We start from the raw sequence: 26,950 nt of genomic DNA, 5'->3' as shown, positions 1-26,950 counted from the left end.
GGTTCTTTCGCCCCCGCCGCCCCTACCCATTCCCGTCCCCTGGGGCTCCGCCCCAGGCCCCGTGGGGTGTGTTGTCGGGTGCGGGTTGGGTGTGGCTGGTCGCGCAGTTCCCCGCGCCCCTTTTGGGGGCGCGGGGAACTGCGCAATCTTTTGGCGGGGGTTCGGGGGCGGAGCCCCTGAGCAAGTGACGGGAATGGGTAGGGGCGGCGGGGGCGAAAAAAACCGGCGCCTAAGAAGTCATCTCATTTGGTGAGTCTGCGGTAGCAGATCAAGGTGCAGGCGATGCTGGTGAAGGCGAGGAAGTGGTCGGCTTTGCGCTCGTAGCGACGGTGCAGACGTCGGCATCCGGCGAGCCAGGACATGGTGCGTTCGATGGTCCAACGGTGACGGCCGAGTCGCTGCGAGGTCTCGATGCCCCTGCGGGCGATGCGGTGCCGGATGCCCCGGCTGGTTAACCAACGCCGCAGGTGGTTGTAGTCGTAGCCCTTGTCGGCGTGGAGTTTGTGGGGCCTGCGCCGTCGGCGTCCTCGGCGGGAGCGGATCGGCGGTATGCCTTTCACCAGTGGGATCAGTGCCTGGCTGTCGTGCGTGTTGGCGCCCGAAATACCGATGGACAGGGGCAGTCCGGTCCGCTCCGTGATCAAGTGGATCTTTGACCCGTACTTGCCCCGGTCTACAGGATTCGGGCCTGTCAGTTCCCCCTTTTTCAGGGCCCGCATGTTGACCGAGTCGATCGCGCACCGGGACCAGTCCAGCTCGCCGCAGGATCCGAGTTCGTCGAGGACCAGGCGGTGGAGTTTGGGCCACACGCGGGCCTTGGTCCACTCGGTGAATCGTCGGTGAGCTGTCGCGCCGGACGGCCCGAACGACGCGGTCGGCACCTGCTGCCACGTGCAGCCCGAGGTCGCCACGAAGACGATTGCGGCCAGCACTTCGCGGTCGCCGTGCCTACGCCGGCCACCGCCCTGGGGCCGCGACGGCGCGTCGGGCACCACCCGCTGGAACAGCTCCCACAACTCGTCCGGCACCAGCCGCTCAACGATCCTCGTCACGACCGGCAGCTTACCCAGCCAAATGAGATGACGTCTAAGCCAGTCGTACCGCTGAGCGACACGCCCCCCTTGCCCCCGGCCCCGGGGGCCCCGACGCTGACCGGCGAACTCAGGTCCCCGTCCTCGCGAGGAGCCAATGATGGGCCGCTGCCCCGCCCACGCCCTGCTCGACATCCTGCGAGGCGAGGGCGTGGACCGCGTCTTCGGCAACCCCGGCACCACCGAACTGCCTTTCCTGGCAGCCCTGGTGGACACCGAAGAGGCACCCGAGTACGTCCTCGGCGTCCACGAGGGCGCGGTCGTCTCCATGGCCGACGGCTACGCCCGCGCCACCGGCCGCCCCGCCTTCGTCAGCCTCCACATCGCGGCGGGCCTCGCCAACGGACTCATCGGCCTGCTCAACGCCCGCCGCTCTGCCGCGCCCGGTGAGCGTCCGCAGAACCTGTTCGAGGCGGTCCACGGCGGCGGCAGGTAATGCGGACGTCGGCTCGTCGAGCACCAGGACTCGCGGCCGGCGCAGCAGCGCCCGCGCGATCTCCGTCAACTGTTTGTCGGCGAGCGGAAGTTCACCGACCAGGGTGCGGGGCTCGACGTCGGGTCCCAGCTCGGCGAGCACGGGGCGCGCGGCCCGGTCCATCGCACTCCGGTCGAGCAGCCCGAAGCGCCGCGGGGGACGGTGGGGGAAGAGGTTCTCCCGTACCGACAGGTCAGGGAAGAGGCTCAACTCCTGGGAGACGACGGCGATTCCGCCCGACCGCGCCTCCGGCGCGAGCCGCACAGACCCGTCGTCCGGCCGCAGCGTGCCCGACAGGATCCGCACGAGCGTCGACTTGCCCGCCCCGTTCTCACCGACCAGCGCATGGACCTCCCCGCCGCGCAGTCTGATGCCCGCTCCGTCCAGAGCCCTGACCCCGCCGTACGACTTGACCAGGCCCTGCACGGCCAGCATGTCGCCGTACGTCATCTCAGCGCGCGTCCTTCAGCGGCTTGAGCTGCGCCTTCTGGTCACCGAGCAGCTTGTCGATCACCGGCTTGTACCAGTCGTACGCGGCCTTCGGGGACTTCTGCCGCGTGATGATCTCGTCGATGTTGGAGGAGTCGACGACCCCGCCGGGGGACAGGAACCAGCCGTCGGGCAGCTTGCCGTCGTTGTCGCGCACCGACTCGATGAGCATCGCCGTCGAGAGGTAGCCCTTGAGGAAGTGCTGCGGGTCGATGGCGACGAAGTTCGAGCCGTCCTTGACCGCGTCGAGTGTCTTCGGTTCGACGTCGAAGCCCGCCGTCAGCCACTTGCCGCTCTTCTCCTTCTTGATCTTCGCAAGGTTGTAGCTGTCGGCGTCACCGACCCCCAGGAAGGCCAGGGCCTTGGGGTGCGCGCCCACCTGCGACGACCAGGAGCTGTGGTTCTGCCCGGGGTCGCTGTACGTCTGGAAGGGGCCGAGCACCTTCACGCCCGGAGCCTCCTTCCTGAACGTGTCGGCGATGCCCTTGGCCCGGTTGTCGAGCACCGGTGTCCCCGGGTTGGGCACCCCGACGACGATCTCCCCCTTCGGGTCGTCGCCGAGCCGCTTCAGCGTCTCCTTGGCCATCAACTCGCCCAGCGCGTAGTTGTCGTTGCCCACGTAGAAGGTCACCTTGCTGCCGTCGGTGGGGGAGGTGTCCAGGGCCACGATCGGGATGCCCTGGTCGACGGCGCGCGCGGCGGGTCGGGTGAAGATCGGCGGGTCGAGGTTCTCCAGGACGATGCCGTCCTTGGCGCGGGCCGTGAGGTTCTGGAAGAGCTGCACCTCGGTGGGGCCGTCCGTGTGCACCGCCAGCCAGGGCGCGACACCCTCCCGTATGAGCAGGGCGCCGACGACCAGGCACATCGCGTAGCTGCCGCCCACCGACAGGTCGACCTCGCGCATGGCGAGCGCGAAGACCATGCCGCACGCCATCAGCGAGATGTAGACCGAGTTGTGCGCCGTGGAGAGCAGGTTGTCGCTGTCGAGGAAGTCCGGGTACCGGATGCCGATGCCGGCGACGAGCAGGGCGAGGACGACCAGGACGCCGAGTTCGTCGGGCAGCCGTCGCCGCCGGTTCCCGAGGCGGCCCGCCGGCAATCGACCGTGACCGGGCGACAGCCTGAACCACCGTCCGGCGCCGCCCTGTTCGCGGGCGCGCTCGGCGTCGTCCACGGCACGGTCGGTCTCGGTCATCGGACACGGCTCCCGAACGCCGGCGGCTGGGGGGTCGCCCCGCAGCGTCGGGCCGCCGGGCGCGCCCGGCAACACGGCCGTTCCAGCGAATGGAACAGCGCCCGGCGGCGACCGGGACCACGTGGAGAACCGCCGGCCGAAGGGAGCCGCCGCCGGACACGGCCACCGCGTTCCGAAGACCGGAAACGCCCCCTTGCCCGTCGCCTGACGGGTCATCACACTCACCGCATGGAGACGCGGACCGCGCTGGTGACCGGAGCGGCACAGGGCCTCGGGCAGGAGTTCGCCGTCGCACTCGCCGGACGAGGCTACCGAGTCGCCGGACTCGACCTCGTCCCGCAGACCCGGACGGCCGAACGCATCCTGGACTACGTGGAGTTGATCGCCGACGTCACCGACGAGGCACAGGTCCACGCGGCTCTGGAGCGAGTGCTGGAGCAGTTCGGCACGCTGCACGTCCTGGTCAACAACGCGGGCGTGTACCCCGAGTCGCCCTTCGAGGACACCACCCCCGAGGAGTGGCGGCGCGTCATGCGCGTCAACCTGGAGGCGCCGTTCCTGATGACCCGGGCCGTCCTGCCGTACCTGAAGGCGGCGGGCTGGGGGCGCATCGTAAACATCGCCTCCGCCGCCGTCCTCACCGCACCGCCCACGATGGTGGCGTACACCGCCTCGAAGGCAGGCCTGATCGGCTTCACCCGGGCGCTCGCCTCGGCGCTCGGCCCGTACGACATCACGGTCAACGCGATCGCGCCGAGCATGGTCCGCACCACGACCGCCGAGCGCACGGTCGGCGCAGGCGGCGGCTTCGAGCACGTCCGTGCCCAACAGGCCGTCCCCAGAACCCAGGAGCCGTCCGACCTGGTCTCCACGCTGTTGTACGTCGTCGACAAGGGCAGCGGATTCCTGACGGGCCAGACGCTCAACGTGGCTGGCGGGTCAGCGTACTTGTGAGGGCCGAAGGCGTACCTGCGAGACGTCGAAGGGGGCGGCGGTTCAGGACTCCTCGGTGAGCCACTCCCGCAGCTCTTCCTTCAGTGACCGCTGAAAGGTCGTCAACAACGCCTGCACCACGAGCGGTTGCATGTGAGCGGACAGGTCCTTCATCGCCTCGACGGACTCGCGCTCGGACACCTCGTCCCGGAACAGCAGGGACAGCTCGTGGGCCGCGGCGCGCGTGTGCTTCAGCAGGACCGTGCGCGCGGCGAGGATCGTCTCGTGCGCGATCGGCACGTCGAGCAGCTGGACGCCGAGCCGCAGCAGCCCTAGGTCCACGCGGTACGTACCCGGGTCGGCCGCCTCCCTGACGACGCTCATCGCGACGAGCCGGTCCAGATCCTCCGCGCCAAGCGGTCGCCCCGCCCGGCGCACCAGCTCCGCGCGGCTCACCTCCTCCGCCGAGTCCGGCGCCCAGGAGGCCACCACGGCCCGGTGGATGGCCAGGTCATGGGCGCTGAGCCCCTCCGGCAACTGCTGCAGATAGCGCTCGATCGCGGCGAGCGTCATCCCCTGGTGCTGCAGCTCCTCGATGAGGGCGAGCCGGGACAGATGGTCCTGGCCGTAGTGGCCCACCCGGCGCGGCCCGATCACGGGCGGCGGCAGCAGCCCCCTCGTGCCGTAGAACCGCACGGTCCGTACCGTGACCCCCGCCCGCGCGGCCAGCTCATCGACCGTGAGCGTCGGCTCCTCGATGTCCGTCGCCATGACCGCTCCTTCGGGTGCCACATCTGCCTCACGAGTGCGGTGCAACAGTATTGCTGTCTCACCTGCGTTGTGAAAGCTCCCGGGGCGGCCGACGGCCCCGAAATGCCGTGGCCGATTGTCAGTGGCGGTCCGTACGGTTGGCGTCATGTCGGAGATCACGTACGTCCGGGGCGACGCCACCACCCCGCTGGGCAAGGGCGTCAAACTGATCGCCCATGTCTGCAACGACATCGGGGGCTGGGGCAAGGGCTTCGTCCTCGCCCTGTCGGACCGCTGGCCGGAGCCGGAGACGGCCTACCGCCGCTGGCACCGCGAGCGCGCGGGCAACGACTTCGCCCTGGGCGCGACCCAGTTCGTCAAGGTCGACCGATACATGTGGGTGGCCAACATGATCGGCCAGCGGGGCACGAAGACCGGCAGCAAGGGCGTCCCCGTCCGCTACGAGGCGATCGACACGGCCCTCGCCCCACTGGCCGACAAGGCCCTCGAACTGGGCGCATCCGTCCACATGCCCCGCATCGGCTGCGGACTGGCGGGCGGAAAGTGGTCACGAGTGGAGCCACTGATAAACGAGCGACTCATAGCAAAAGGCATCAAGGTGACGGTGTACGACCACGGCGACTGAGTGAGCCCTCCAAGGGGCCCGGGCCCCGAAAGGGGCGCGGGGCTCTGACATTTGCGGCTCCGCCGCGGGGCGCGACCAGCCCAATACAACCCGCACCAGGCCACCCGCACCAGCGCACCCGCACCCCTTCCCGCCCCCCCCACGGAGTGCTACCGCTCGTGAACCGAGTTCGTCGCCGCGATCTTCTTCCACGACTTCGGCCGCACCAGCTCGCCCTGAGCCCGAGGCGCGATCGAAGCAGCCCGAGCCGCCGGCGCCCCCGGCTTCGACGCCTGGTACAGCCACGTGTCGAACAGCGAGGCGAGCGGCTGCCCCGACACCTCCTCCGCGTACTTCACGAAGTCACCGACGGTCGCGTTCCCGTACGAGTACTTCTTCGGCCACCCCTTCAGAATGGCGAAGAACGCCTCGTCCCCGATCTCGTTGCGCAGCGCCTGCAACGCCAGCGCCCCACGGTCGTAGACGGCGATGTGGAACTGGTTCTCCGGCCCGGGATCCCCGGGCTTGACGGTCCAGAACGGATCGTCGGAGGCCCGCGACGCGTACACGTAGTCCGCGATCTCCTGTGCCGTCCCCTCGCCCTCGTGCTCCGACCACAGCCACTGCGCGTACCGGGCGAAGCCCTCGTTGATCCAGATGTCCTTCCACCCGGTGACGGACACATGGTCGCCGTACCACTGGTGCGCCAGTTCGTGCACGACCACGGACACGTTCGTCCCGCTCGCGAACTGCCGTGGGCTGTAGAAGGGCCGGGTCTGCGTCTCCAGCGCGTACCCGGTGTCGGTGTTGGGCACGTAGCCGCCCAGCGCATTGAACGGATAAGGGCCGAAATACTCGGACAGCCAGTCCGCGACCTCCCCGGTCCGCTCGATGCTCGCGCGCGCCGCCCCGTAGTTGTCGCCCAGATCCTTGCTGTAGGCGTTGACGATCGGGATGCCGCTCTCCGACGTGCCGGTCGTGAGGTCGAACTTCCCGACCGCGAGCGTGGCGAGATACGTGGCCTGCGGCTTGTTGGAACGCCAGCTGTAGCGCGTCCAGCCGGCCCGTGAACTCACCGACTGGAGCGTGCCGTTGGAGATCGCCTGCGAGCCGTCGGGCACGGCGACCGACACGTCGTACGTGGCCTTGTCCAGCGGGTGGTCGTTGCTGGGGAACCACCACCAGGCCGCCTCGGGCTCGTTCGCCCCGACCCCGCCGTCCGGGGTGCGGTGCCAACTGGTGAACCCGTACGCCTTCTTCGAGGACGGCACCCCGCTGTAGCGCACCACGACCGTGACGGCCGTGCCCTCGGGCAGTGGGTTCTTCGGCGTGATCTCCAGCTCGTGCTCGCCCGAGGTGGTGAACGAGGCCTTCGTGCCGTTGACCCGCACCTCGCTCACATCGAGCAGGAAGTCCAGATTGAAGCGCGAGAGATCCTGTGTGGTCCTCGCCAGGAGGGTCGCCGTGCCCTCCAACTTGTCCGTCTCCGGCTGGTATTGGAGCCGGAGGTCGTAGTGGGAGACGTCGTATCCGCCGTTGCCGTAGGCCGGGTAGTAGGGATCGCCGATGCCCGGCGCTCCGGGGGAGTAGTCGGCCGCCGATGCCGGGATCGCCAGCAGCAGGGAGGCCGCGAGTGCGCCCGGGGCGATGAGTCTGCGGTGCACGTCAAGCTCCAAGTCGTAGGGGCACGAAGTCTGTTCGGAGCCTATTCAGTCCCTGTGGGCCCAGCCCTGTCCATGACCGCTCCTGTCACACGATCGCCATTCGGCCGACATGAGCGACCCCGTCCCACGCACCTTTCAAGCCACACCTCGGCCGAACCCCTACGCACCCCAATCGGCCCTCTTTTGCACAGGAGTTGACCGGAGTACCTTCCGCGCATGCGGACACCTGCGCGCTACAAGCGCTTCACCAACTGGAGATCGCTCGCGACGGCGGCCACAGCCGCCCTGATGGCCACGCTCCTCACCCCGGTCGCCGCCCACAGCGCGCCGCGGGAGAGCGCCCCCGTCTACTCGTACGAGAACGCGATCCGCGAATCCGTCTGGGTGGACACCAGACTGGACGGCGACAGCGACGGGAAGACCGACCGCGTCGCCGTCGACATCGTCCGCCCGCGCGAACCCGCCCAGCAGGGCCGCAAGATCCCCGTGATCATGGATGCCAGCCCGTACTACTCCTGCTGCGGGCGCGGCAACGAGAGCCAGAAGAAGACGTACGACGCGAACGGCGACGTCGTCCAGATGCCGCTCTACTACGACAACTACTTCGTGCCGCGCGGCTACGCGTTCGTCGGCGTCGACCTCGCCGGGACCAACCGCTCCGACGGCTGCGTCGACGTGGGCGGCCGTTCCGACGTCCAGTCCGCGAAGGCCGTCGTCGACTGGCTGAACGGCCGGGCCAAGGGCTACACCTCCCGCACGGGGACCACGAAGGCCAAGGCCGGCTGGACCAACGGCAGGACCGGCATGATCGGCAAGAGCTACGACGGTACGATCGCCAACGGCGTCGCCGCCACCGGAGTCGAGGGCCTGGAGACGATCGTCCCCATAGCCGCCATCTCCTCCTGGTACGACTACTACTTCGCCAAGGGCGCCCCCCTCTACGACTCGGGCCCCGAGTGGCTGTCCGACTACGTCGAGAGCCCCGACGCCCGCGCCAGGTGCGCCGCCGTCCAGCAGAAACTCGTCGACGGGGCCCCGCGCACCGGCGACTGGACCAAGCTGTGGACCGAGCGCGACTATGTGAAGGACGTCCGCAAGGTCGACGCCAGCGTCTTCGTCATCCACGGCATGCAGGACCTCAACGTCCGCCCGAAGCACTTCGGCCAGTGGTGGGACGGCCTCGCCGAGAACGGTGTCGACCGCAAGATCTGGCTGTCCCAGACCGGTCACGTCGACCCCTTCGACTTCCGCCGCGCCGAGTGGGCCGACACCCTGCACCGCTGGTTCGACCACGAACTCCTCGGCTACGACAACGGCATCGACGACGAGCCGATGGCCGACATCGAGCGCGCCCCCGACCAGTGGGTCACCTCGAACGTCTGGCCGCCGCGAGCCACCGACACCGTGAGCCTGCGCCCGGGCAAGGGCGCCCAGGCGGGCGTCGGCACCCTCTCACTGCGTACCGGATCGGGTACCGAAACCTTCACCGACGACCCGCAGCAGGACGAGACCGACTGGGCCGCCCAGATCGACCAGTCCACGTCCGCCAAGGCCGGCTTCACCACCAAGCCGCTCACCCGTGACGTCCGCCTGTCCGGCTCCTCCAAGGTGACCGTCACCGCCACCCCGACCACGTCGACCGCCCATCTCTCCGCGGTCCTGGTCGACCTCGGTCCGGACACGATCCGTGACTACTCCGCCTCGGGCGAGGGCATCTCCACGCTCACCGACCGCACCTGCTGGGGCCCGAGCACCACCGGCGACAGCTCCTGCTTCAAGGAGACCCGGGCGAAGACCGCGGACGTCGACTACACGGTGTTCAGCCGCGGTTGGGCCGACCTCGGCAACCACGCATCCGACGCCAAGGGCGAACCCCTCACCCCGGGCAAGCGCTACACCATCACCCTCGACCTGCACGCGAGCGACCACGTCGTCCCGGCAGGACACCGCCTCGCGCTGATCGTCGCCGGCACCGACGAGGGCCTCATCGACCCGCCGTCGAGCACCCCGACCCTCGCCCTCGACCTCGCGCGCACGAAGGCCAGCGTGCCGCTCGTCGGCGGGGCCGCGGCGTTCGCGCGTGCCACCTCGGGATCCTCGTACGTCACCCCCGACGCCACCCTCGACGGCATAGGCGAGCCGCGCGCCACGCACCGCGTACCCGGAGGCACCCACTGATGACACCCCGCCGTACCGCCGCCGTCGCACTGACGGCGGCGGTGCTCACCTCGCCCCTGCTGACAGTGCCCGCCCATGCGGCCCCGCCCCCACCCCGTACCGGATTCGAGCAGACCGACGGCGCACGCTGGACCACCCAGCCCGAGGAGCGGGACTTCCTCGCCGCCGTCGACAAGTCGAGCAGCCGGGTGTCGATCAGCCGGATCGGCACGACCAAACAGGACCGCCCGCTCCGGCTCGTACGCATCGGCAACAGCCACGCGGCCAACACCGTCCTGCTGGTGTGCAGCCAGCACGGCGACGAACCCTCCGGGCGCGAGGCCTGTCTCACGACGGTCCGCGACCTCGCGTACGCGAAGGACTCCGCCACGCGGAAGTTCCTCGACCGCACCACGCTGCTCGTCGTGCCCACTGCCAACCCGGACGGCCGGGCCGCCGACACCCGCGGCAACAGCGACGGCATCGACATCAACCGCGACCATCTCGCGCTCCAGACGGCCGAGGGCCGCGCCATGGCCGCCGTCGTCCGCGACCGCAAGCCCGACGTGATCTACGACCTGCACGAGTACGGGGCCACACCCCCGTACTACGACAAGGACCTCTTCGACCTCTGGCCGCGCAACCTCAACACCGACGCGGCCGTGCACGACGAGGGGCGGACCTTGTCGCGGACATACGTGCGGCCGGCCGCCCAGGCTGAGGGGTACTCGACCGGCACGTACGGAATCTGGACCGACCCGGTGACCGGTGACCCGATCCGGCAGGTCGCGGGCGACGGACAGGAGCGGATCCTGCGGAACATGTCCGGCGTCAAGCACGGCGTCGGGCTGCTCATCGAGAGCCGCGTCGACCCCCTCACGGACGCCGAGAAGGCCGACGAGGCACTCAACAACCGGCGCCGCGTCCACTCCCAACTGGCCGCGCTGGACGGGCTGTTCGAGTTCGCGGGCGAACGACGCACCCGGATCGAGGCGGCCACGACGGCGGCCCGGCTGGCCGGTTACCGGGATACAGGCCCGGTCTACGTCGGGGGCGCCGACAACGACCCGGCCGAACCGTCCGAGATCATCGCGGACCCGCCCTGCGCCTACCGGCTGACGGCCGACCAGTACGCGGACATAAAGGACGAACTCGCCCTGCACGGCGTGAGAGCGCGACAGGACGCGGACGGCGCCCACGTCCCGCTGCGCCAGTCCCTGCGCGCGCTCGTCCCGCTGCTCCTCGACGAGCGTGCCCCGTACCGCCTCACGGTCGGGGAACCCGACACCGACTGCTGAGGTGGGTGAGATCTGTAGCACCTGTGGTAGGTCGTAGGGCATAGCGAGGAAATGGCTTACCCACGGTTTACAGGGGAAGGTGCCGCAGATGACTGAAGACCTGTACAAGAGGGGAGGCCGGGAAGGTCCATCGGACATTCCCGGCGGCCCCGGTCAGCACACCGACTGGGTGGTGTTCGGTGTCACCGCCGCCATCACCGTGGCCTTCGTGATCTGGGGATCGGTCGGCACCGACTCCCTGAAGAGCGCCTCCGACAAGATGCTCAGCGGCCTGATCCACAACGGCGGCTGGGGCTTCATGCTGGCTGCCTCGGGCTTCGTGGTCTTCGCACTGTGGCTCGCGGTCAGCCGGTACGGCAGGATCCACCTCGGCGCGGAGGGCGAGGAGCCCGAGTTCAAGACCGTGTCCTGGGTCGCGATGATGTTCAGTGCCGGTATGGGCATCGGCCTGATGTTCTACGGCGTGAGCGAGCCGCTCTCCCACTACACGACCCCGCCACCGGGAACCGACCCCGCGGACTCCGCGGAACGCATGCAGACGGCGATGGCCACCACCCTCTTCCACTGGACGCTCCACCCCTGGGCGATCTACGCGGTGGTCGGCCTCGCCATCGCCTACAGCACCTTCCGCAAGCGCCGCCGCCAGACGATCAGCGCCGTCTTCACCCCGCTCATCGGGGAGAAGCACGCGAACGGCAGCGTCGGCCGGGCCATCGACATCCTCGCGATCATCGCCACCGTCTTCGGCTCCGCGGCCTCCCTGGGCCTCGGCGCCCTCCAGATCGGCTCCGGATTCACCGAGCTGGACTGGATGGACAAGGTGAGCGACGGTCTGCTCGTCGTGATCATCGCCGTCCTGACGGTGGCGTTCGTCGCCTCGGCCATCTCCGGTATCGAGAAGGGCATCCAGTGGCTGTCCAACATCAACATGGTGCTCGCCCTGGTGCTCGCCGTCTTCGTGTTCATCGCGGGTCCGACGGTCATCGTCCTCGACCTGCTGCCCACCTCGGTCTTCTCCTACCTCGGTGACCTGCCGCAGCTGGCCGGCCGTACCGAGGCCAGCACCGGCGAGGGCGTCGCGGACTGGCTCGGCAGCTGGACCGTCTTCTACTGGGCGTGGTGGATCTCCTGGACGCCCTTCGTCGGCATGTTCATCGCCCGCATCAGCCGCGGCCGCACCATCCGGCAGTTCGTCGGCGGCGTCATCCTCGTGCCCAGCACCGTAAGTCTCGTCTGGTTCGCGATCTTCGGCGGTACGGCGATGAAGCTGAAGGAGGGCGGCGATCTCGGCGGCGAGTCGACCCCCGAGGGCCAACTCTTCGGCGTTCTCCAGGAGTTCCCCATCGCGACCGCGACCAGCCTGCTCGTGATGATCCTCGTCGGCATCTTCTTCGTCTCCGGCGCCGACGCCGCGTCCATCGTGATGGGCACGCTCTCCCAGAAGGGCGCCCTCGAACCCGGCCGCTTCGTCGTGGTGTTCTGGGGCGTGGTCACCGGAGCCGTCGCCGCCATCATGCTGCTCGTCGGCACCGAGGGCAACGCGCTCACCGGCCTGCAGAACCTCACGATCCTGGCCGCCGCGCCCTTCGTCCTCGTGATGATCGGCATGTGCATCTCCCTCATGCGCGACCTGCGCAGGGACCCCGTCATCGTGCGCCACGAAATGGGCTCCGAGGCCGTCTCGCTCGCCGTGATCGAGGGCCACAAGAAGTACGACGGCGAATTCGAGATCAGGGTCGGCCCAGGTGCCGGCACAGAAACGGAGGGCGACCCCCTGGGCCACGACCACGGCTGAGCGCCGGGCCATGCCAGGCTGCGGGCCGCGGTCCGAGTCGGGCCGAGCGTCAGGTTCGGCTCAGGGCTGGGGTCTTGGGTCTTGGGGCTGAGGCTCGGCGAGGTCGGCCGGGAGGCGAGGGCGAGGCTTTCGTCTTTCAGGGGCGCGGGGAACTGCGCGACCAGCCACAACGAACCCGCAGCCAACAAACAACCCCTCACCACGGGGCGCCCTGCAAAGGGCGCCCCGCAGGGCACTCAGCCGAAGGCAAGCCCGGCAGCCACCCGCGCACACCCCCAAGCCACAGTCACCCCCGCCCCACCATGCCCATAGTTGTGCACCAACACCCCACCCCCACCCCGAACTTCCTGCTCAAGCCGCACAACACCCCGCACAGGCCGCAACCCGACCCGATGCCCCAACACCCGCGCCCGCGCCACCGCGGGCCGAAACCGCGCACACCGCTCCACGATCCGCGCCGCCACCGCCGGATCAGGCGTCAGCGACCACTCGTCCTCGTCGGTCGTCCCACCCAGCACCAACCGGTCGGGCTGCGGAAACAGATAGGTGGTCGTCCCGGCGGCGGCATCCGTCGAGACGAGCCAGCTACGCACACCGGGGTTCTCCACGATCACAAGCTGCCCCCGCACGGGCCGAACTGCAGGATCGGGTACGAGATCCCGGGCGCCCAGCCCCGTGCAGTTGACGACCACCGGCGCCGCCGCCCCCGCCTCGGCGAGATCCGTCACGGCACGCACCTCGACCGTCCCGCCCGCCCGCAGGAACCGCTCGCGCAGCCACCGCAACTGCACCGGCATGTCGATCAACGGCAGCCGGGCCCACAGCCCGGTTCCCGCGTACTCCTCGGGCGTCGACGCCCGGAGCCCCGGCAGCCGAGCGGCCGCCCACGGCCCCTGCTCGTCCAGCCGTGCCCCACCCAGTACGCCCTCGACCATGCGTACGCCCGTCTCGTCGGGCCGCGCCGCCAACTCCTCGTACACGGAAAGTGACTCCAGGGCCCACGCGCGGGCGAGTTCCAGCGGCTCGACGCTGTAAGGCCACCACAGTGCGCCCGCAACCGCCGAGGTGGTTCCCTCGGCGGGCTCCCGCGTCCAGACCTGCACCCGCCTACCGCTCTCGGCCAGAACGACCGCCGTCGTCAGCCCTATGACCCCGCTGCCGACCACTATCACGTCACCGCTTCGATCCCTCGTCACGCGGGGACGTTAGCGGAATGTGTCATGCCGTGCTCAGACAGCGCTCACTCTGGGGATACTCACAGCATGTCTGCCGAGTACGCGACCTTCGGCCTGGCACCGGCGATGCGTGCCGGTGGAGTCCTTGCCAACGGTGACTACCAAGCGCACCGGGATTTCGTCGACTTCATCGTCGACGGCCGCCCGCTGCTGTACCAGCTCTCCGACCTCGACGCCGTGTCCCCCCTCGCCTCCGACGTACCGCCCGCGATCTTCACCGCACAGGTACGCAGTCTCCTCCTGGAAGCCGACGCCCCGCTGGAGGGCGGCCGGTACGTCATCTACGGCTGCCCCGAGTGCGAGGACCTCGGGTGCGGCGCCGTGACCGCCGCGATCGAACGGCACGGCGACGACTACGTATGGCGCGACTTCGCCTGGCAGACCGACGAACACGCGGATCTGGAGCGGAACGGCTATCACGGCATCGGCCCGTTCCTCTTCCACGGCGAGGAGTACCGCGCCGCCCTGGGGTCGCTGCTCACCGGCACCGCGGGCGAGCGACGCAGGGTCCTGCTCATCGGCGCCAGGGCCGCCGTCCTGGCCAAACTCGCCGCCGCCCTGCGCATCATCGGCATCGGTGCCGAGACCGCGCAGGACGCCACCGACATCTCCGCCGACGAACTGCGCACGTACGGGGCCGTCGCCTTCGGCCGCGCGGTCACCGAGCAGGAACGTGCCGCCGTACGGCAGTCCTTCGAGCACGCGGGCGTCGATGTCGCGTACGTCGAGGGTCTGGCCCCGATCGTCCCGCTCCTGGTCGCCCAGATAGAGAACGCCCTGGACCGCAGCCCCCAGGAACAGCGTCGTCTGACCCGGCTGGTCGCCGCCGACGGCGAGGCGGGCGTCGAGGTCACCTCCACCTGCCGGGTCCAGCTGACCGCGTACCGCCTCGACCGCCTCTACCGCACGCACATGTACGAGGTCTTCGACGGCGTCCTGGAAGCGGGCCGCCACCGGCTCGCCCTGGACGCCAAGGCCACGAAGGGAGAGTCGTTCATCGTGGCCCGGACATCGGGAGGCGTGCTGGTGGAGGCGATGGTGCGCTGAGCTCCCCGGGCGCGCCCGGATTCTCCGACGGCCGTGCGCGGGGAACCCGACATCCGCGCGCCGAGAGCCCCCGACATCGGCGCGAGGGCGCCCTCGATGTCGCCGCGCCGGGACCGGGGCGACCACGTACCGGCGCCGGGGCGTCAGCGTGCACGAAAACCGAGGGCGGTCGCGCGTGGCCGGGCGATTAGGATCGCCCTCTGATGACTGCCACCCTCGTCGCCAAGAACCTCGCCGCCGGCCACGGCGACCGCTCGCTCTTCTCCGGGCTCGACCTCGTCGTCGCGCCCGGCGACGTGATCGGTCTCGTCGGTGCCAACGGAGCGGGCAAGTCCACCCTGCTGCGGATGCTCGCCGGGCTGCTCACACCCGAGGAGGGCGAGCTGCGGCTCTCCCCGCCGGCCGCGACCGTCGGCCATCTTCCGCAGGAGCCGGAGCGCAGGACCGGCGAGACCGTCCGGGACTTCCTGGCGCGCCGCACGGGCGTCACCGAGGCCCAGCGACTGATGGACGAGGCCACGCAGGCGCTCGTCGACGGGGCGCCGGGCTCGGACGACGCGTACTCGACCAGCCTGGAGCGCTGGCTCGACCTTGGCGGAGCCGACCTCGACGAGCGGGCCGAGGAGGTCGCCGACTCGCTCGGACTCGCCGTCGGCCTGGACCACCCGATGACCGCCCTCTCCGGCGGCCAGGCCGCCCGGGCCGGACTCGCCTCCCTCCTCCTCTCCCGCTACGACGTGTTCCTGCTCGACGAGCCGACCAACGACCTCGACCTGGACGGCCTGGAGCGCCTCGAACGCTTCGTCTCCGGCCTGCGCGCGGGCACGGTCGTCGTCAGCCACGACCGCGAGTTCCTCACCCGCACGGTCACCAAGGTCCTCGAACTCGACCTCGTCCAGCAGCAGATCAAGCTGTACGGCGGCGGCTACGAGGCCTATCTGGAGGAGCGGGACGTCGCCCGTCGGCACGCCCGCGACGACTTCGAGGAGTACGCCGACAAGCGGACCGCGCTCGAAGGGCGCGCCCAGATGCAGCGCTCCTGGATGGACAAGGGCGTCAAGAACGCCCGGCGCAAGGCGAACAACGACAACGACAAGATCGGCCGCAAGTTCCGCAGCGAGGCCAGCGAGAAGCAGGCCGCGAAGGCCCGGCAGACCCAGCGCATGATCGAGCGGCTGGACGTGGTGGAGGAGCCGCGCAAGGAGTGGGAACTGCGGATGGAGATCGCGGCCGCCCCGCGGTCCGGCGCCGTGGTCGCCACCCTGCGGGACGCCGAGGTCCGGCGGGGCGACTTCAACTTCGGCCCGGCCACGCTCCAGATCGACTGGGCGGACCGTGTCGCCGTCACCGGCGCGAACGGCGCGGGCAAGTCGACCCTGCTCGGAGCCCTGCTCGGCCGGGTGCCTCTGGACTCGGGCCACGCCACCCTGGGATCGGGCGTGATCGTCGGCGAGGTCGACCAGGCCCGCAAGCTGTTCCACGGCCCGGAGGCCCTGATCGACGCGTTCTCCGCGGCCGTGCCCGACACCGAGCCTGCCGAACTCCGCACCCTGCTGGCCAAGTTCGGCCTCAAGGCGGAGCACGTCCTGCGCCCGGCCGCCACGCTCTCCCCGGGCGAACGGACCCGCTCAGCCCTCGCCCTCCTCCAGGGCCGAGGCGTCAACCTCCTCGTCCTCGACGAGCCGACGAACCACCTCGACCTGCCGGCCATCGAGCAACTGGAGTCGGCCCTCGACTCGTACGAGGGCACGCTCCTCCTGGTCACCCACGACCGCCGCATGCTGGACGCGGTCCACACGACCCGCCGCCTGGAGGTGGCGGCGGGCAAGGTGACGGAGCGCTAGCGAGGGGAAAGGTGGCCGCGCAGGAGCGCCCCTTCAGGGGCGCGGGGAACTGCGCGATCAGCCCCCACTAACCCGCACAAAGAACTCAGCGCTTCCCCTTCTTGGAATCACCGAGCCCCGCCCGCCGCAAGGCATCCGCCATCGCGCTGTTGGCGGGCGGCGGGGCCTGCCGTGAACCCCCGCCGGAGCGCCCCTGCCCCTGCCCCTGCCGCTGCTGCCCGCGCTGCTGAGGCGGCCGCCCACCCCGCTGAGGCCGGTCCTGCCGCCCCTCGCCGGAGGCCGCCGCCTCGTCGTCCAGCCGCAGCGTCAGCGAGATCCGCTTGCGCGGGATGTCGACCTCGAGCACCTTCACCTTGACGATGTCACCGGACTTCACCACGTCCCGCGGGTCCTTGACGAACGTCTTGGACATCGCGGAGACGTGCACCAGACCGTCCTGGTGGACGCCGACGTCCACGAAGGCACCGAAGGCGGCCACGTTCGTCACGACACCTTCGAGGACCATCCCGGGGGCCAGGTCGGAGATCTTCTCCACGCCGTCCTTGAAGGTGGCCGTCTTGAAGGCGGGCCGCGGGTCGCGCCCCGGCTTCTCCAGCTCCTTCAGGATGTCGGTCACGGTCGGCAGACCGAATGTCTCGTCCACGAAGTCGTCCGGCCGCAGCGACCGCAGCACACTCGTGTTCCCGACCAGCGAGGCGACCTCGCTGCCCGCCGTCTTCACCATCCGCCGCACCACGGGATACGCCTCGGGGTGCACGCTGGACGCGTCCAGCGGGTCGTCACCGCCACGGATCCGCAGGAAGCCCGCGCACTGCTCGTACGCCTTGGGGCCGAGGCGTGCCACGCTCTTCAGCGCCGTACGCGAGGTGAAGGGGCCGTTCGTGTCGCGGTGCGCCACGATGTTCTCGGCGAGTCCGGAGGTGATGCCGGAGACCCGCGAGAGCAGCGGGGCCGAGGCCGTGTTCACGTCCACGCCCACGCCGTTCACACAGTCCTCCACGACCGCGTCGAGGGAGCGGGAGAGCTTCACCTCGGACAGGTCGTGCTGGTACTGGCCGACACCGATCGACTTCGGGTCGATCTTCACCAGCTCGGCGAGCGGGTCCTGCAGGCGGCGGGCGATGGAGACGGCGCCGCGCAGCGACACGTCCATGCCGGGCAGCTCCGCCGAGGCGAACGCCGACGCCGAGTACACGGACGCGCCCGCCTCGGACACCATCACCTTCGTGAGGTTCAACTCCGGGTGCTTGGCGATGAGTTCACCGGCGAGCTTGTCGGTCTCGCGGGACGCCGTGCCGTTGCCGATGGAGATCAGCTCGACCGCGTGCTCCTTGGAGAGGCGGGCGAGCTTGGCGATGGCCTCGTCCCACTTGTTCGCCGGGACGTGGGGGTAGATGACGTCCGTGGCGACGACCTTGCCGGTCGCGTCGACCACGGCCACCTTCACACCCGTACGGAAACCCGGGTCGAGGCCGAGCGTGGAGCGCGTGCCCGCCGGGGCGGCGAGCAGCAGGTCGCGGAGATTGGCCGCGAAGACGTTGACCGCCTCGTCCTCGGCGGCCGTCCGCAACCGCATCCGCATGTCGATGCCGAGGTGTACGAGCAGCCGGGTGCGCCAGGCCCAACGGACCGTGTCCGTCAGCCACTTGTCGGCGGGACGGCCGCGCTCGGCGATCCCGAAACGGTGGGCGACGATCCCCTCGTACGAGGACGGGCCGGGCTGTTCGGAGGGCTCCTCGGGCTCAAGGACGAGGTCCAGGACCTCCTCCTTCTCGCCGCGCAGCATGGCGAGGATCCGGTGCGAGGGCAGGTCGGTGAAGGGCTCGGCGAAGTCGAAGTAGTCGGCGAACTTGGCGCCGGCCTCCTCCTTGCCGTCCTTCACCTTGGCGGCCAGCCGACCCCGCACCCACATGCGCTCGCGCAGTTCGCCGATCAGGTCGGCGTCCTCCGAGAACCGCTCGGTGAGGATCGCGCGGGCGCCGTCCAGGGCGGCCTGCGGATCGGCGACGCCCTTGTCGGCGTCCACGAAGGCCAGGGCCGCGGCGAGCGGGTCGACGGACGGGTCGCCGAGCAGCCCCTCGGCCAGCGGCTCCAGGCCCGCCTCACGGGCGATCTGCGCCTTCGTGCGCCGCTTCGGCTTGAACGGCAGGTAGATGTCCTCCAGGCGTGCCTTGGTCTCGGCGCCACGGATCTGCGCCTCCAGCTCGTCGGTGAGCCTGCCCTGCTCACGCACCGAGTCGAGGATCGCCGTGCGCCGCTCCTCCAGCTCCCGCAGATAGCGCAGCCGCTCCTCGAGCGTGCGCAGCTGCGCGTCGTCGAGCATCTCGGTCGCTTCCTTGCGGTAGCGGGCGATGAAGGGCACCGTCGACCCGCCGTCGAGCAAGTCGACGGCGGCCTTGACCTGCCGCTCCCGTACGCCGAGTTCCTCGGCGATCCTGCCTTCGATGGACCCTACGAGGGGTGTCGTCACGATCCCGTACCGCCTTCTTGACTGAGGTTGCGCGGCAATTGTGGCAGGTGGCACCGACAACGGGGGATCAGGGCGGCGAACAGGGTCTCGACGCGGCGGACATGCGGGGAGCCGGACACGCCCGTGGCGTCTCCGGCTCCGGTGGCAGTCGGCGGTCAGGCCCTGCGACCCCGCCCGCCGCGCGTCGACTGGGAGGCGCCGCCGAACAGCCGGGCCAAGGCCCGGAACGGCAGCGTCACAACCGTGGCGATGGCCCCACCGATCTGCCGCAGCACGTCTGCGATGGCACGGAACACGTGTTTCCCCTTTCCTCTCCCGGCCGGCACGGCCGGAAGACGTACGAGTACCTCGAACAGGGGATCCGAACCATGGCCGGGCGAGCGCCACGCGCGCGTGCCCGACGACGGGCCTGTCCGCCGCGGCCCGCCGCCCTCAGTTCTTGCCGATCATGCCCTCCGGGAAAGCTCCCGCGGCCATCGCCGCCATGAGCAGCCCCGTGGCCAGCTCGGTGAGGCGTTCGACGCCCGGGGCGCCCAAATGCTCGTACGGAGCCGCGTCGAGGCGGTCCGTCCGCGCCTCGATCTCCTTGCGCAGGGCGACGCCGGCGTCCGTCAACTCGCCCTCGGCGTTGAGCAGTCCGCGCCCCCTGAGCCGGTCCACCGCCGCGTCCCAGTCCTCGCGGGCCCAGCCGCGCGTGGCGAGGACCCACCTCGGGGCCATCCCCTTGCCGGTCGCGGTGTGGCTCACCAGCGCTTCCAGGGGATCGAGTTCAGCGTCGAGCAGCGCCGCGAGATGCCCGTCGCCGCGGTGCTCGCGCAACAGCGTGGCCGCGTGCCACAGTGCGAGGTGCGGCTCACCGGGGACCGGCAGATCGGCGTGCGCGGCGTACAGCGGGCGGGCGGTACGGGTGCACGCCTCGGCCGCGCGCAGCGCGAGGTCCGCCGCCTCGGCGACCTCCTTGGACGCGAGCATCTCGTCCCCGAGCAGCCGGCGCAGCGTCGCGTCCACGGCACGCGCGCGTGCCGCGAGCACCACGTCCGGAGAGGCGGTCTGCCACACCTCGGGCACGTGCCGCGAGACCAGGTCATGGCGGAAGTTGTAGAACGTCGCCGTCACCGTGCCCGCGCCCACCGGCCCCATGGCCGCGGCACGCACCGCGAAGTACGCGGCCCTGGGGTCCGTGACACCGACCCCGGCCAGCTGCTCCGCGAGATCGGGCGAGAAGTAGTGGGTCGAGTGCAGGGGATTGAGGACGTTGTGACATCGGCGTCCGGCACGCTCCGGCAGGGCTGTGGTCATGCCACGCACGTTACCGACTGGTCGGTACGTGCGGAATGGCGGGGCGACGATCGGCTCGGGCGGCCGGCCGTCCACCTGGGCCCCGATGGCAGGAAAGGTGGGATGTTCGTCATTGCGGCCATCCCGCCGCCCGCGGAGAATCGACCCATGGCGTACCGAACCGTCCTCGTCGTCCTCTTCGACGGCGTCCAGAGCCTGGACGTCACGGGCCCCGTCGAGGTCTTCACCGGCGCGGACACCTACGCCGGCGAGCCCGGAGAGACGTACCGCATCCGCACCGCCTCCCTGGACGGCGCTCCCGTACGCACCTCCAGCGGCCTGACACTCGTCCCGGACCACGCCCTGGCTGAGGCCCCGGCGCCGCACACCCTGCTCGTTCCGGGAGGCCGGGGCACGCGGGGTCCCGATCCACGCGTGATCGACTGGCTGCGCGAGCACGGCCCGCGCGCCGACCGCCTGGTCTCCGTCTGCACCGGCGCGATCCTGCTCGCCGAGGCGGGCCTCCTGGACGGCCGCCGCGTGACGACCCACTGGGCGTACTGCGACCGGCTCGCCCGCGACCACCCGGCGATCGAGGTCGACCCGGACCCCATCTACGTACGCGACGGCCATGTGGCCACCTCGGCCGGTGTCACCGCCGGGATCGACCTCGCCCTCGCGCTGGTCGAGGAGGACCTCGGCCGGGACGCCGCGCTCGGCGTCGCCCGGTACCTCGTCGTCTTCCTCCGGCGCCCGGGGAACCAGGCCCAGTTCAGCGCCCAGCTCTCCGCGCAGACGGCCCGCCGCGAACCGCTCCGCGAGGTCCAGCACTGGATCACCGAGCACCCCGGCGACGACCTGTGCGTCGAGTCGCTCGCGGCCCGCGCCAGCCTGTCGCCCCGCCACTTCGCCCGCGCCTTCCAGTCCGAGACGGGCATGACCCCCGGCCGCTACGTCGACACCGTCCGCCTCGAACATGCTCGCCGCCTCCTGGAGGACACGACGGACGGCGTCGAACAGATCGCCCGGGCAAGCGGCTACGGCACCCCGGAGGCAATGCGCCGAGCTTTCATCAGGACCCTGGGCGCACCTCCGGCGGAGTACCGCCGCCGTTTCCGACCGGCGCCAACCTCCTGATGCCCCCTTGGCCCACAACCGCCCCGTTCAGGGGCGCGGGGAAATGCGCGACCAGCCCACGACAACCCGCGGATCACCCACAAACGCCCGCCCCCCAACGGAAAGGCACCCATGCAAATCGCCATCGTCCTCTTCGACCGCTTCACAGCCCTGGACGCGGTAGGCCCCTACGAAACCCTGGGCCGCCTTCCAGGCTCAGAAACGGTCTTCGTCGCCGAGCAATCGGGACCCGTCCGCACGGACACCGGCAACCTGGCCATCACCGCCGACAAGACCCTCGCCGAGGTCCCGACACCGGACATCGTCGTGGTCCCCGGCGGCCCCGGCCAGACCCCGCAGATGGACAACGAGGTGCTCCTCGACTGGCTGCGCGCGGCGGACGCCACGAGCACCTGGACGACATCCGTGTGCACCGGCTCGCTGCTGCTCGCGGCGGCGGGGTTCCTGGAGGGCCGCCGCGCGACCTCCCACTGGCTGGCCCTCGACCACCTGAAGCACTTCGGCGCCGAGCCGACCGGGGAGCGGGTCGTGACCGACGGCAAGTACGTGACGGCGGCCGGGGTTTCGTCCGGCATCGACATGGGGCTCACACTGCTCGGCAGGATCGCGGGCGACGAACAGGCCCAGGCGGTACAGCTGTTGACGGAGTACGACCCGCAGCCGCCCTACGACGCGGGCTCACCGCAGAAGGCCCCGGCCCACCTGGTCGAGCGGTTCCGTGCGGACAGCCGCTTCAACGTGGCGTAGACGTGGGCCCGGCCGCGGGCGTGGTCCAGGTGAAGTCGGGCCGCCGGCGCTCCAGGAAGGCGGCGACCCCCTCCGCGGTGTCGCCGCCGTCGCGCGCCTGCAGCGCCCAGTAGTCGTCCCGGTCCGTACGACCGTCGGCGAACTCCTTCGCCGAGGCCTGCGTCAACTGCGAACGCGAGACGAGGATCCGGCTGAACTCCGCGACCCGCTTGTCGAGTTCGCCGCCCGGCAGGACCTCGTCCACCAGACCGGTGCGCAGCGCACGCTCGGCGTCGATCAACTCGCCCGAGAACAACAGGTACTTGGCGGTGGCGGGCCCCACGAGGGACACCAACCGCCGGGTGGAGGAGGCCGCGTAGACGATTCCGAGCTTCGCCGGAGTGATCCCGAACGACGCCTCCTCGTCCGCGAACCGCAGATCGCACGCCGCCGCGAGCTGACACCCACCGCCCACGCAGTAGCCGCGTACGGCGGCGAGCGTCGGCTTGGCGAACGCGGCGAGCGCCTCCTCGGCCCGTACGGCCAGTCCCTGCGCCTCGCCCGACGAACCCCGCAGCGAGGAGATGTCGGCCCCGGCACAGAACGTCCCGCCCTCACCGGTCAGCACGAGCACGCGTACGGCGGGGTCGGCGGCCAGAGTGTCGAGCAGGGGCGGCAGCGCCAGCCACATGTCCGCCGTCATGGCGTTGCGCTTCGCCGGATGGTGGATGACGACGGTGGCGACCCCGTCGGCGACACTGTGCAGCAGCTGCGGCTCCATACGCCGGATGCTATCCGCCCTCGTCGAACGCGCGATCAAGCAGACCTGGGGCTCGTGACGACCGGTTACGGTGGGCGGCGCGGCGTGATTCCGTCCCGGAGCAAACACGTACAACCCGAAGAGTTCCGGATGCGACACAAGACGGACAGGACCAGTCCCACAGCTGACGGTGTCATGCGTAGGCGATCAGAAATCGCCGATACTCGCTGACTTCTGTTCAGTTATCCGGTACGGACCAGCGCGTTACCAACACTCGACGTGTGGTGACAATCGAGCGCAAGGGCGGCGACCGGACGATGGACGACCAGGGGAGGGGGTCCGGCCCACGCCCCGAAGGCGGCGGGGAGGCGCTCCCCGATGTCAGACCGCCGGGTCCGCTGCCGTACGAGGGGGTGTGGCGCTTCACCGCTCCCGCCGTCGACTCCTCGGTACCGCAGGCGCGGCACGCCGTCCGTGACCTGCTGGCCCGCCAGGGCGTACCCGTCTCGGACGACCTGGTCCAGGGGCTCCTGCTGATCGTCTCGGAGCTGGTCACCAACGCGGTCCGGCACGCGGCGCTGCTCTCCCCGATGCTCGCCGTGGAGATCGCCGTCGGCGCCGAGTGGGTGCGGGTCTCCGTCGAGGACAACCACCCCTACCGCCCGACCGCCCTGGAGGCCGACCACGGCCAGACCGGCGGCCGCGGCCTCCTCCTGGTCCGCGAGGTCACAAGAGAAGCAGGCGGAGTCTGCGACGTGGAACACACGGCAACAGGCGGCAAGGTGATCTGGTCGGCGCTCCCACTCGCACCCGCGCCCCTTTAGGGGCGCGGGGCTGTGTCACTGTGCGGCTCCGCCGCGTGGGCGCGACAAGCCACAACGGGCCCGCAGACGACGAATCAGGCGGTCACCAACCCGCAGCGGCCCCGGTCAACTCCCGAATCGCCGGCCGAGCCGAATCCAGCACCGTCATGAACCACGCGGAGAACGGATCCGCCGCATGCCGCTCCACAAGCTCCCCCGCGGTCACGAACGCCGTGGAACCCACCTCCTCCGGATCCGGCCGCACAACGGACTGCACCATCCCCACGAACAGGTGATTGAACTCCTGCTCCACCAGCCCCGACTTCGGATCGGGGTGGTTGTACCGCACCGTCCCCGCCTCGGCGAGCAGCGACGGCGAGACGCCCAGCTCCTCGTACGTCCGCCGCGCGGCCGCCGCGAAGGGCGCCTCGCCTGGGTACGGGTGACCGCAGCACGTGTTGGACCAGACACCGGGGGAGTGGTACTTGCCGAGAGCCCGCTGCTGGAGCAGCAGCCGCCCCCGCTCGTCGAAGAGGAACACGGAGAACGCCCGGTGCAGCTGCCCGGGCGGCTGATGGGCCGTGAGCTTCTCCGCCGTGCCGATCGTGGTGCCGTCCTCGTCGACCAGTTCGAGCAAGATGGCTTCGGCGGTGCCGTTCGACGAACTGTGCGTCGCGGTGGCAGGTGTGATCGGCATACCCATCCTTCGCATCGGTCTTCAAGCCCCAAGTCTGCCGTACGAAACCGGCACTCCCGGCATCACGCGGAGTCCCGCATGTCCGGTTCCGCCCCTCGGCCGAACCGGGCATCGCGGCCGGCGCCGGTCGGACGCCGAAAGCGGCCGGACACCTGATCGTGCCCGCCGTCACCGGGGCGGAACCGTCCGGTCGGGTGCCGCCACGGCTGCCTCCGGCACCAGGAATCCGGGCCGGATGCCGTAACCCGAAGTCGGTACGCCGCGCTCCCGGACCACCCTCACACGCGCCTGTCGCCTCCGTCACCGGACGTACGCCCCGCCCGTACCCGCAGCTCAGTGGCAGACGCGCAGCTCGTGCGCCGCATGCCCGTCGGGCTCCAGCTGGAAGGTGCAGTGCTCCACATCGAAGTGTTCACCGAGGCACGACCGCAGCTCGTGCAGCATCTTCTCGTGGCCGATGGTGTCGAGGGCCTCGGCTCCGACGACCACGTGTGCGGAGAGCACCGGCAGCCCCGAGGTGATCGTCCAGGCATGCAAATCGTGGACGCCCTCGACACCCGGCAGTGCACGTATGTGCGAGCGCACCGCCGCCATGTCGACGTCCTCGGGCGCCGCCTCCAGGAGCACGTTCAGCGTCTCCCGCAGCAGCTTCCACGTACGAGGAACGATCATCAGGCCGATGACGATCGAGGCGACCGGGTCGGCCGCCTGCCAGCCTGTGGTCAGGACCAGGACGGCGGAGACCAGCACCGCGAGCGAGCCCAGAGCGTCCGCGGCGACCTCCAGGAACGCACCGCGCACGTTCAGGCTGTCCTTCTGACCGCGCATGAGCAGCGAGAGCGAGATCATGTTCGCGACCAGACCGATCAGGCCGAGCACCGCGGTCAGTCCGCCCTCGGTCTCCGCCGGGGTCACGAAGCGCTGGATCGCCTCGTACAGGACGTACCCGCCCACCCCGAGCAGCAGCAGACAGTTCGCGAGCGCGGCGAGGATCTCGGCGCGCGCGTAGCCGAACGTGCGGTTCCCGCTCGGCGGGCGGCCCGCGAAGTGGATCGCGAGCAGAGCCATGGCGAGGCCGAGCGCGTCCGTCGCCATGTGTGCCGCGTCCGCGACGAGCGCGAGCGAGTTCGCGACGATCCCGCCGACGATCTCGACCACCATGACGGTGAGCGTGATCCACAGCGCGACGCGCAGCCTCCCCCGGTACGCCGCTGCCGCCGTGCCCCCACCCCCGCCGTCGGCGCCGTGCGCGTGCCCGTGACTGTGACCGGCCCCCATGAAATCCACCCTCCGAGATCGCCCCGACGCCCTGTCGGCGATCTCCAGTGAACTACGGGTGGGGGGTATGTGCAACGCGGTACTGAACACCGTTGTCATATGCTCTGACCTGCGGAAACGGTCCGCAGGTCAGAGTGGGGGCCGGGTGGTCCCGTGAGGCCTCCGGCGGGTCATCCGGGGTGGTGCAGCCGCCAGCCCTCCCAGGCCGACTCGACCATTTCGCGCACTCCGCGGCGGGCGGTCCACTGCAGCTTCTCGGCGGCCAGCGCGGCCGAGGCGACCGCGCGCGGGGCGTCGCCCGCCCTGCGCGGCTCGACGAGTGCCGGACGGCTGTCACCGGTGACCTCGCCGATGAGCGTCACGAGCTCGCGCACCGAAACCCCCTCGCCGCGGCCGATGTTGACCGTCAGGTCGCCCGTCTCGCTCCCGGCGCCCGCCGAGGTCAGCCGCCGGGCCGCCGCGAGATGTGCCTCGGCGAGGTCGGCGACGTGGATGTAGTCACGTACGCACGTGCCGTCCGGCGTCGGATAGTCGTCGCCGAAGATCCGCGGGGCCTCGTCGCGGGTGAGCCGGTCGAAGACCATCGGGACCACGTTGAAGACACCGGTGTCCGCCAGTTCGGGCGTGGCCGCTCCCGCCACGTTGAAGTAGCGCAGGCACACCGTCGAGATGCCGTGCGCGCGGCCCGCCGCCCGCACCAGCCACTCACCGGCGAGCTTCGTCTCGCCGTAGGGGTTCACCGGGACGCAGGGGGTGTCCTCCGTGATGAGATCCACATCCGGGTTGCCGTAGACGGCGGCGGAGGAGGAGAAGAGGAAGCGCTCGATGCCCGCCCCGGCGACCGCCTCCAGAAGTGTGGCGAGTCCTCCGACGTTCTCCTGGTAGTAGCGCGTGGGCTGGGCCACGGATTCGCCGACCTGCTTGCGCGCGGCCAGGTGCACCACACCCGTCACCGCGTGCTCGGCGAGCACCCGCTTCAGCAACTCCCCGTCCAGCGACGAGCCCTGGACCAGAGGAATGTCGTCGGGCAGCCGCGCGGGGACGCCGGCCGAGAGGTCGTCCAGCGCGATCACGCGCTCCCCGGCCCCGGTCATGGCACGCACCACGTGTGCCCCGATGTATCCAGCTCCGCCTGTGATCAGCCATGTCATGGACGCCAACCCTATGCCGGTCCCCGCGCGGCCGGACCGGTGCGCGTCACGA

The 26,950-nt window shown here is 70.4% G+C and carries 23 protein-coding genes and 1 pseudogene; 11 read left to right on the top strand and 13 right to left on the bottom strand.

Annotated features, from left to right (window positions below; all coding sequences use genetic code 11):
- Positions 1–242: 242 nt before the first annotated feature.
- Positions 243–1,043, bottom strand: coding sequence for an IS5 family transposase (locus QF035_RS09830; RefSeq protein WP_307531015.1), 801 nt, complete (start codon positions 1,041–1,043; stop codon positions 243–245).
- A gap of 145 nt (positions 1,044–1,188) precedes the next feature.
- On the opposite strand from QF035_RS09830, the gene QF035_RS09825 reads away from it, so the two are divergent.
- Positions 1,189–1,527 (top strand): thiamine pyrophosphate-binding protein, encoded by a 339-nt coding sequence (locus QF035_RS09825; protein WP_373466939.1) that lies wholly within the window; start codon positions 1,189–1,191, stop codon positions 1,525–1,527.
- Positions 1,528–1,590: 63 nt separating this feature from the next.
- On the opposite strand, the pseudogene QF035_RS09820 reads toward QF035_RS09825, so the two are convergent.
- Positions 1,591–2,001 (bottom strand): annotated as a pseudogene (locus tag QF035_RS09820) (ATP-binding cassette domain-containing protein); the annotation flags it as partial.
- A gap of 16 nt (positions 2,002–2,017) precedes the next feature.
- Entirely contained in the window at positions 2,018–3,250 is a 1,233-nt protein-coding gene (locus QF035_RS09815; RefSeq protein WP_307519650.1) for a substrate-binding domain-containing protein, read from the bottom strand.
- A 228-nt stretch (positions 3,251–3,478) separates the two neighbouring features.
- On the opposite strand from QF035_RS09815, the gene QF035_RS09810 reads away from it, so the two are divergent.
- Positions 3,479–4,204: an SDR family NAD(P)-dependent oxidoreductase gene (locus QF035_RS09810; protein WP_307519648.1), complete on the top strand. Its 726-nt coding sequence runs from the start codon at positions 3,479–3,481 to the stop codon at positions 4,202–4,204.
- Between the two features lie 42 nt (positions 4,205–4,246).
- On the opposite strand, the gene QF035_RS09805 is transcribed toward QF035_RS09810, so the two are convergent.
- The gene (locus QF035_RS09805; RefSeq protein ID WP_307519647.1) at positions 4,247–4,954 is read right to left on the bottom strand and encodes a MerR family transcriptional regulator; all 708 of its coding nucleotides are present in this window, start codon (positions 4,952–4,954) and stop codon (positions 4,247–4,249) included.
- 145 nt (positions 4,955–5,099) lie between these two features.
- Between QF035_RS09805 and QF035_RS09800 the strand changes: the two genes are divergently transcribed.
- A complete protein-coding gene (locus tag QF035_RS09800; RefSeq protein WP_307519646.1) occupies positions 5,100–5,579 on the top strand; it encodes a macro domain-containing protein in 480 nt (159 codons plus the stop codon).
- Between the two features lie 149 nt (positions 5,580–5,728).
- Here the strand turns inward: QF035_RS09800 and QF035_RS09795 are convergent, their stop codons facing one another.
- Positions 5,729–7,222: a M1 family metallopeptidase gene (locus tag QF035_RS09795; protein ID WP_307519644.1), complete on the bottom strand. Its 1,494-nt coding sequence runs from the start codon at positions 7,220–7,222 to the stop codon at positions 5,729–5,731.
- A gap of 216 nt (positions 7,223–7,438) precedes the next feature.
- On the opposite strand from QF035_RS09795, the gene QF035_RS09790 reads away from it, so the two are divergent.
- From QF035_RS09790 to QF035_RS09780, 3 genes are all read left to right on the top strand, one after another.
- Positions 7,439–9,400, top strand: coding sequence for a Xaa-Pro dipeptidyl-peptidase (locus tag QF035_RS09790; protein WP_307519643.1), 1,962 nt, complete (start codon positions 7,439–7,441; stop codon positions 9,398–9,400).
- On the top strand, positions 9,400–10,677 hold the full coding sequence (locus QF035_RS09785; protein WP_307519641.1) for a M14 family metallopeptidase: 1,278 nt from the start codon (positions 9,400–9,402) through the stop codon (positions 10,675–10,677). The genes QF035_RS09790 and QF035_RS09785 overlap by 1 nt, the downstream gene beginning before the upstream one ends.
- Positions 10,678–10,765: 88 nt before the next feature.
- Positions 10,766–12,472 (top strand): BCCT family transporter, encoded by a 1,707-nt coding sequence (locus tag QF035_RS09780; protein ID WP_307519640.1) that lies wholly within the window; start codon positions 10,766–10,768, stop codon positions 12,470–12,472.
- A gap of 236 nt (positions 12,473–12,708) precedes the next feature.
- Here QF035_RS09780 and QF035_RS09775 read toward each other — a convergent pair whose 3' ends face one another.
- The gene (locus QF035_RS09775; protein ID WP_307519639.1) at positions 12,709–13,668 is read right to left on the bottom strand and encodes an FAD-dependent oxidoreductase; all 960 of its coding nucleotides are present in this window, start codon (positions 13,666–13,668) and stop codon (positions 12,709–12,711) included.
- A gap of 66 nt (positions 13,669–13,734) precedes the next feature.
- Here QF035_RS09775 and QF035_RS09770 point away from each other — a divergent pair, with 66 nt between their 5' ends.
- Positions 13,735–14,754 (top strand): oxidoreductase, encoded by a 1,020-nt coding sequence (locus QF035_RS09770; RefSeq protein ID WP_307519637.1) that lies wholly within the window; start codon positions 13,735–13,737, stop codon positions 14,752–14,754.
- A 203-nt stretch (positions 14,755–14,957) separates the two neighbouring features.
- Positions 14,958–16,598 (top strand): ABC-F family ATP-binding cassette domain-containing protein, encoded by a 1,641-nt coding sequence (locus QF035_RS09765; protein WP_189839555.1) that lies wholly within the window; start codon positions 14,958–14,960, stop codon positions 16,596–16,598.
- Between the two features lie 85 nt (positions 16,599–16,683).
- Here QF035_RS09765 and QF035_RS09760 read toward each other — a convergent pair whose 3' ends face one another.
- From QF035_RS09760 to QF035_RS09750, 3 genes are all read right to left on the bottom strand, one after another.
- Positions 16,684–19,068 carry a Tex family protein gene (locus tag QF035_RS09760; RefSeq protein ID WP_307519636.1) on the bottom strand — a complete coding sequence of 795 codons (2,385 nt, stop codon included), beginning with the start codon at positions 19,066–19,068 and terminating at the stop codon, positions 16,684–16,686.
- Between the two features lie 155 nt (positions 19,069–19,223).
- Entirely contained in the window at positions 19,224–19,364 is a 141-nt protein-coding gene (locus tag QF035_RS09755) for an LPFR motif small protein (RefSeq protein WP_189839553.1), read from the bottom strand.
- 136 nt (positions 19,365–19,500) lie between these two features.
- On the bottom strand, positions 19,501–20,367 hold the full coding sequence (locus QF035_RS09750) for an SCO6745 family protein (RefSeq protein WP_307519635.1): 867 nt from the start codon (positions 20,365–20,367) through the stop codon (positions 19,501–19,503).
- A 147-nt stretch (positions 20,368–20,514) separates the two neighbouring features.
- Between QF035_RS09750 and QF035_RS09745 the strand changes: the two genes are divergently transcribed.
- Both QF035_RS09745 and QF035_RS09740 read left to right on the top strand, forming a co-directional pair.
- Positions 20,515–21,483: a GlxA family transcriptional regulator gene (locus tag QF035_RS09745; protein WP_307519633.1), complete on the top strand. Its 969-nt coding sequence runs from the start codon at positions 20,515–20,517 to the stop codon at positions 21,481–21,483.
- Positions 21,484–21,594: 111 nt separating this feature from the next.
- On the top strand, positions 21,595–22,230 hold the full coding sequence (locus QF035_RS09740) for a DJ-1/PfpI family protein (RefSeq protein ID WP_307519631.1): 636 nt from the start codon (positions 21,595–21,597) through the stop codon (positions 22,228–22,230).
- On the opposite strand, the gene QF035_RS09735 is transcribed toward QF035_RS09740, so the two are convergent.
- On the bottom strand, positions 22,217–22,990 hold the full coding sequence (locus tag QF035_RS09735) for an enoyl-CoA hydratase/isomerase family protein (protein WP_307519630.1): 774 nt from the start codon (positions 22,988–22,990) through the stop codon (positions 22,217–22,219). The two genes, QF035_RS09740 and QF035_RS09735, sit on opposite strands and share 14 nt — an antisense overlap.
- Positions 22,991–23,286: 296 nt before the next feature.
- Here QF035_RS09735 and QF035_RS09730 point away from each other — a divergent pair, with 296 nt between their 5' ends.
- Entirely contained in the window at positions 23,287–23,793 is a 507-nt protein-coding gene (locus QF035_RS09730) for an ATP-binding protein (protein ID WP_307531014.1), read from the top strand.
- An 82-nt stretch (positions 23,794–23,875) separates the two neighbouring features.
- On the opposite strand, the gene idi is transcribed toward QF035_RS09730, so the two are convergent.
- From idi to galE, 3 genes are all read right to left on the bottom strand, one after another.
- Entirely contained in the window at positions 23,876–24,469 is a 594-nt protein-coding gene (gene idi, locus QF035_RS09725; protein WP_189839548.1) for an isopentenyl-diphosphate Delta-isomerase, read from the bottom strand.
- Between the two features lie 333 nt (positions 24,470–24,802).
- On the bottom strand, positions 24,803–25,747 hold the full coding sequence (locus QF035_RS09720; RefSeq protein WP_307519627.1) for a cation diffusion facilitator family transporter: 945 nt from the start codon (positions 25,745–25,747) through the stop codon (positions 24,803–24,805).
- 170 nt (positions 25,748–25,917) lie between these two features.
- Positions 25,918–26,898, bottom strand: a complete 981-nt coding sequence (gene galE, locus QF035_RS09715; RefSeq protein WP_307519625.1) for a UDP-glucose 4-epimerase GalE — start codon at positions 26,896–26,898, stop codon at positions 25,918–25,920.
- Between the last annotated feature and the right edge of the window lie 52 nt (positions 26,899–26,950).

The organism is Streptomyces umbrinus (assembly GCF_030817415.1).
In the GTDB taxonomy this organism is placed as follows: Bacteria; Actinomycetota; Actinomycetes; order Streptomycetales; family Streptomycetaceae; genus Streptomyces; species Streptomyces umbrinus_A.
Note: the sequence above shows the minus strand (reverse complement) of the source record. Positions and strands in the feature narration are given on the sequence as shown.

Bases quoted from the DNA above. Each gene is read 5' to 3' on its own strand.
- QF035_RS09825 (WP_373466939.1), top strand. From the start codon at position 1,189: ATGATGGGCCGCTGCCCCGCCCACGCCCTGCTCGACATCCTGCGAGGC.
- QF035_RS09815 (WP_307519650.1), bottom strand. From the start codon at position 3,250: ATGACCGAGACCGACCGTGCCGTGGACGACGCCGAGCGCGCCCGCGAA.
- QF035_RS09810 (WP_307519648.1), top strand. From the start codon at position 3,479: ATGGAGACGCGGACCGCGCTGGTGACCGGAGCGGCACAGGGCCTCGGG.
- QF035_RS09805 (WP_307519647.1), bottom strand. From the start codon at position 4,954: ATGGCGACGGACATCGAGGAGCCGACGCTCACGGTCGATGAGCTGGCC.
- QF035_RS09800 (WP_307519646.1), top strand. From the start codon at position 5,100: ATGTCGGAGATCACGTACGTCCGGGGCGACGCCACCACCCCGCTGGGC.
- QF035_RS09790 (WP_307519643.1), top strand. From the start codon at position 7,439: ATGCGGACACCTGCGCGCTACAAGCGCTTCACCAACTGGAGATCGCTC.
- QF035_RS09785 (WP_307519641.1), top strand. From the start codon at position 9,400: ATGACACCCCGCCGTACCGCCGCCGTCGCACTGACGGCGGCGGTGCTC.
- QF035_RS09780 (WP_307519640.1), top strand. From the start codon at position 10,766: ATGACTGAAGACCTGTACAAGAGGGGAGGCCGGGAAGGTCCATCGGAC.
- QF035_RS09770 (WP_307519637.1), top strand. From the start codon at position 13,735: ATGTCTGCCGAGTACGCGACCTTCGGCCTGGCACCGGCGATGCGTGCC.
- QF035_RS09765 (WP_189839555.1), top strand. From the start codon at position 14,958: ATGACTGCCACCCTCGTCGCCAAGAACCTCGCCGCCGGCCACGGCGAC.
- QF035_RS09750 (WP_307519635.1), bottom strand. From the start codon at position 20,367: ATGACCACAGCCCTGCCGGAGCGTGCCGGACGCCGATGTCACAACGTC.
- QF035_RS09745 (WP_307519633.1), top strand. From the start codon at position 20,515: ATGGCGTACCGAACCGTCCTCGTCGTCCTCTTCGACGGCGTCCAGAGC.
- QF035_RS09740 (WP_307519631.1), top strand. From the start codon at position 21,595: ATGCAAATCGCCATCGTCCTCTTCGACCGCTTCACAGCCCTGGACGCG.
- QF035_RS09735 (WP_307519630.1), bottom strand. From the start codon at position 22,990: ATGGAGCCGCAGCTGCTGCACAGTGTCGCCGACGGGGTCGCCACCGTC.
- QF035_RS09730 (WP_307531014.1), top strand. From the start codon at position 23,287: ATGGACGACCAGGGGAGGGGGTCCGGCCCACGCCCCGAAGGCGGCGGG.
- idi (WP_189839548.1), bottom strand. From the start codon at position 24,469: ATGCCGATCACACCTGCCACCGCGACGCACAGTTCGTCGAACGGCACC.
- QF035_RS09720 (WP_307519627.1), bottom strand. From the start codon at position 25,747: ATGGGGGCCGGTCACAGTCACGGGCACGCGCACGGCGCCGACGGCGGG.
- galE (WP_307519625.1), bottom strand. From the start codon at position 26,898: ATGACATGGCTGATCACAGGCGGAGCTGGATACATCGGGGCACACGTG.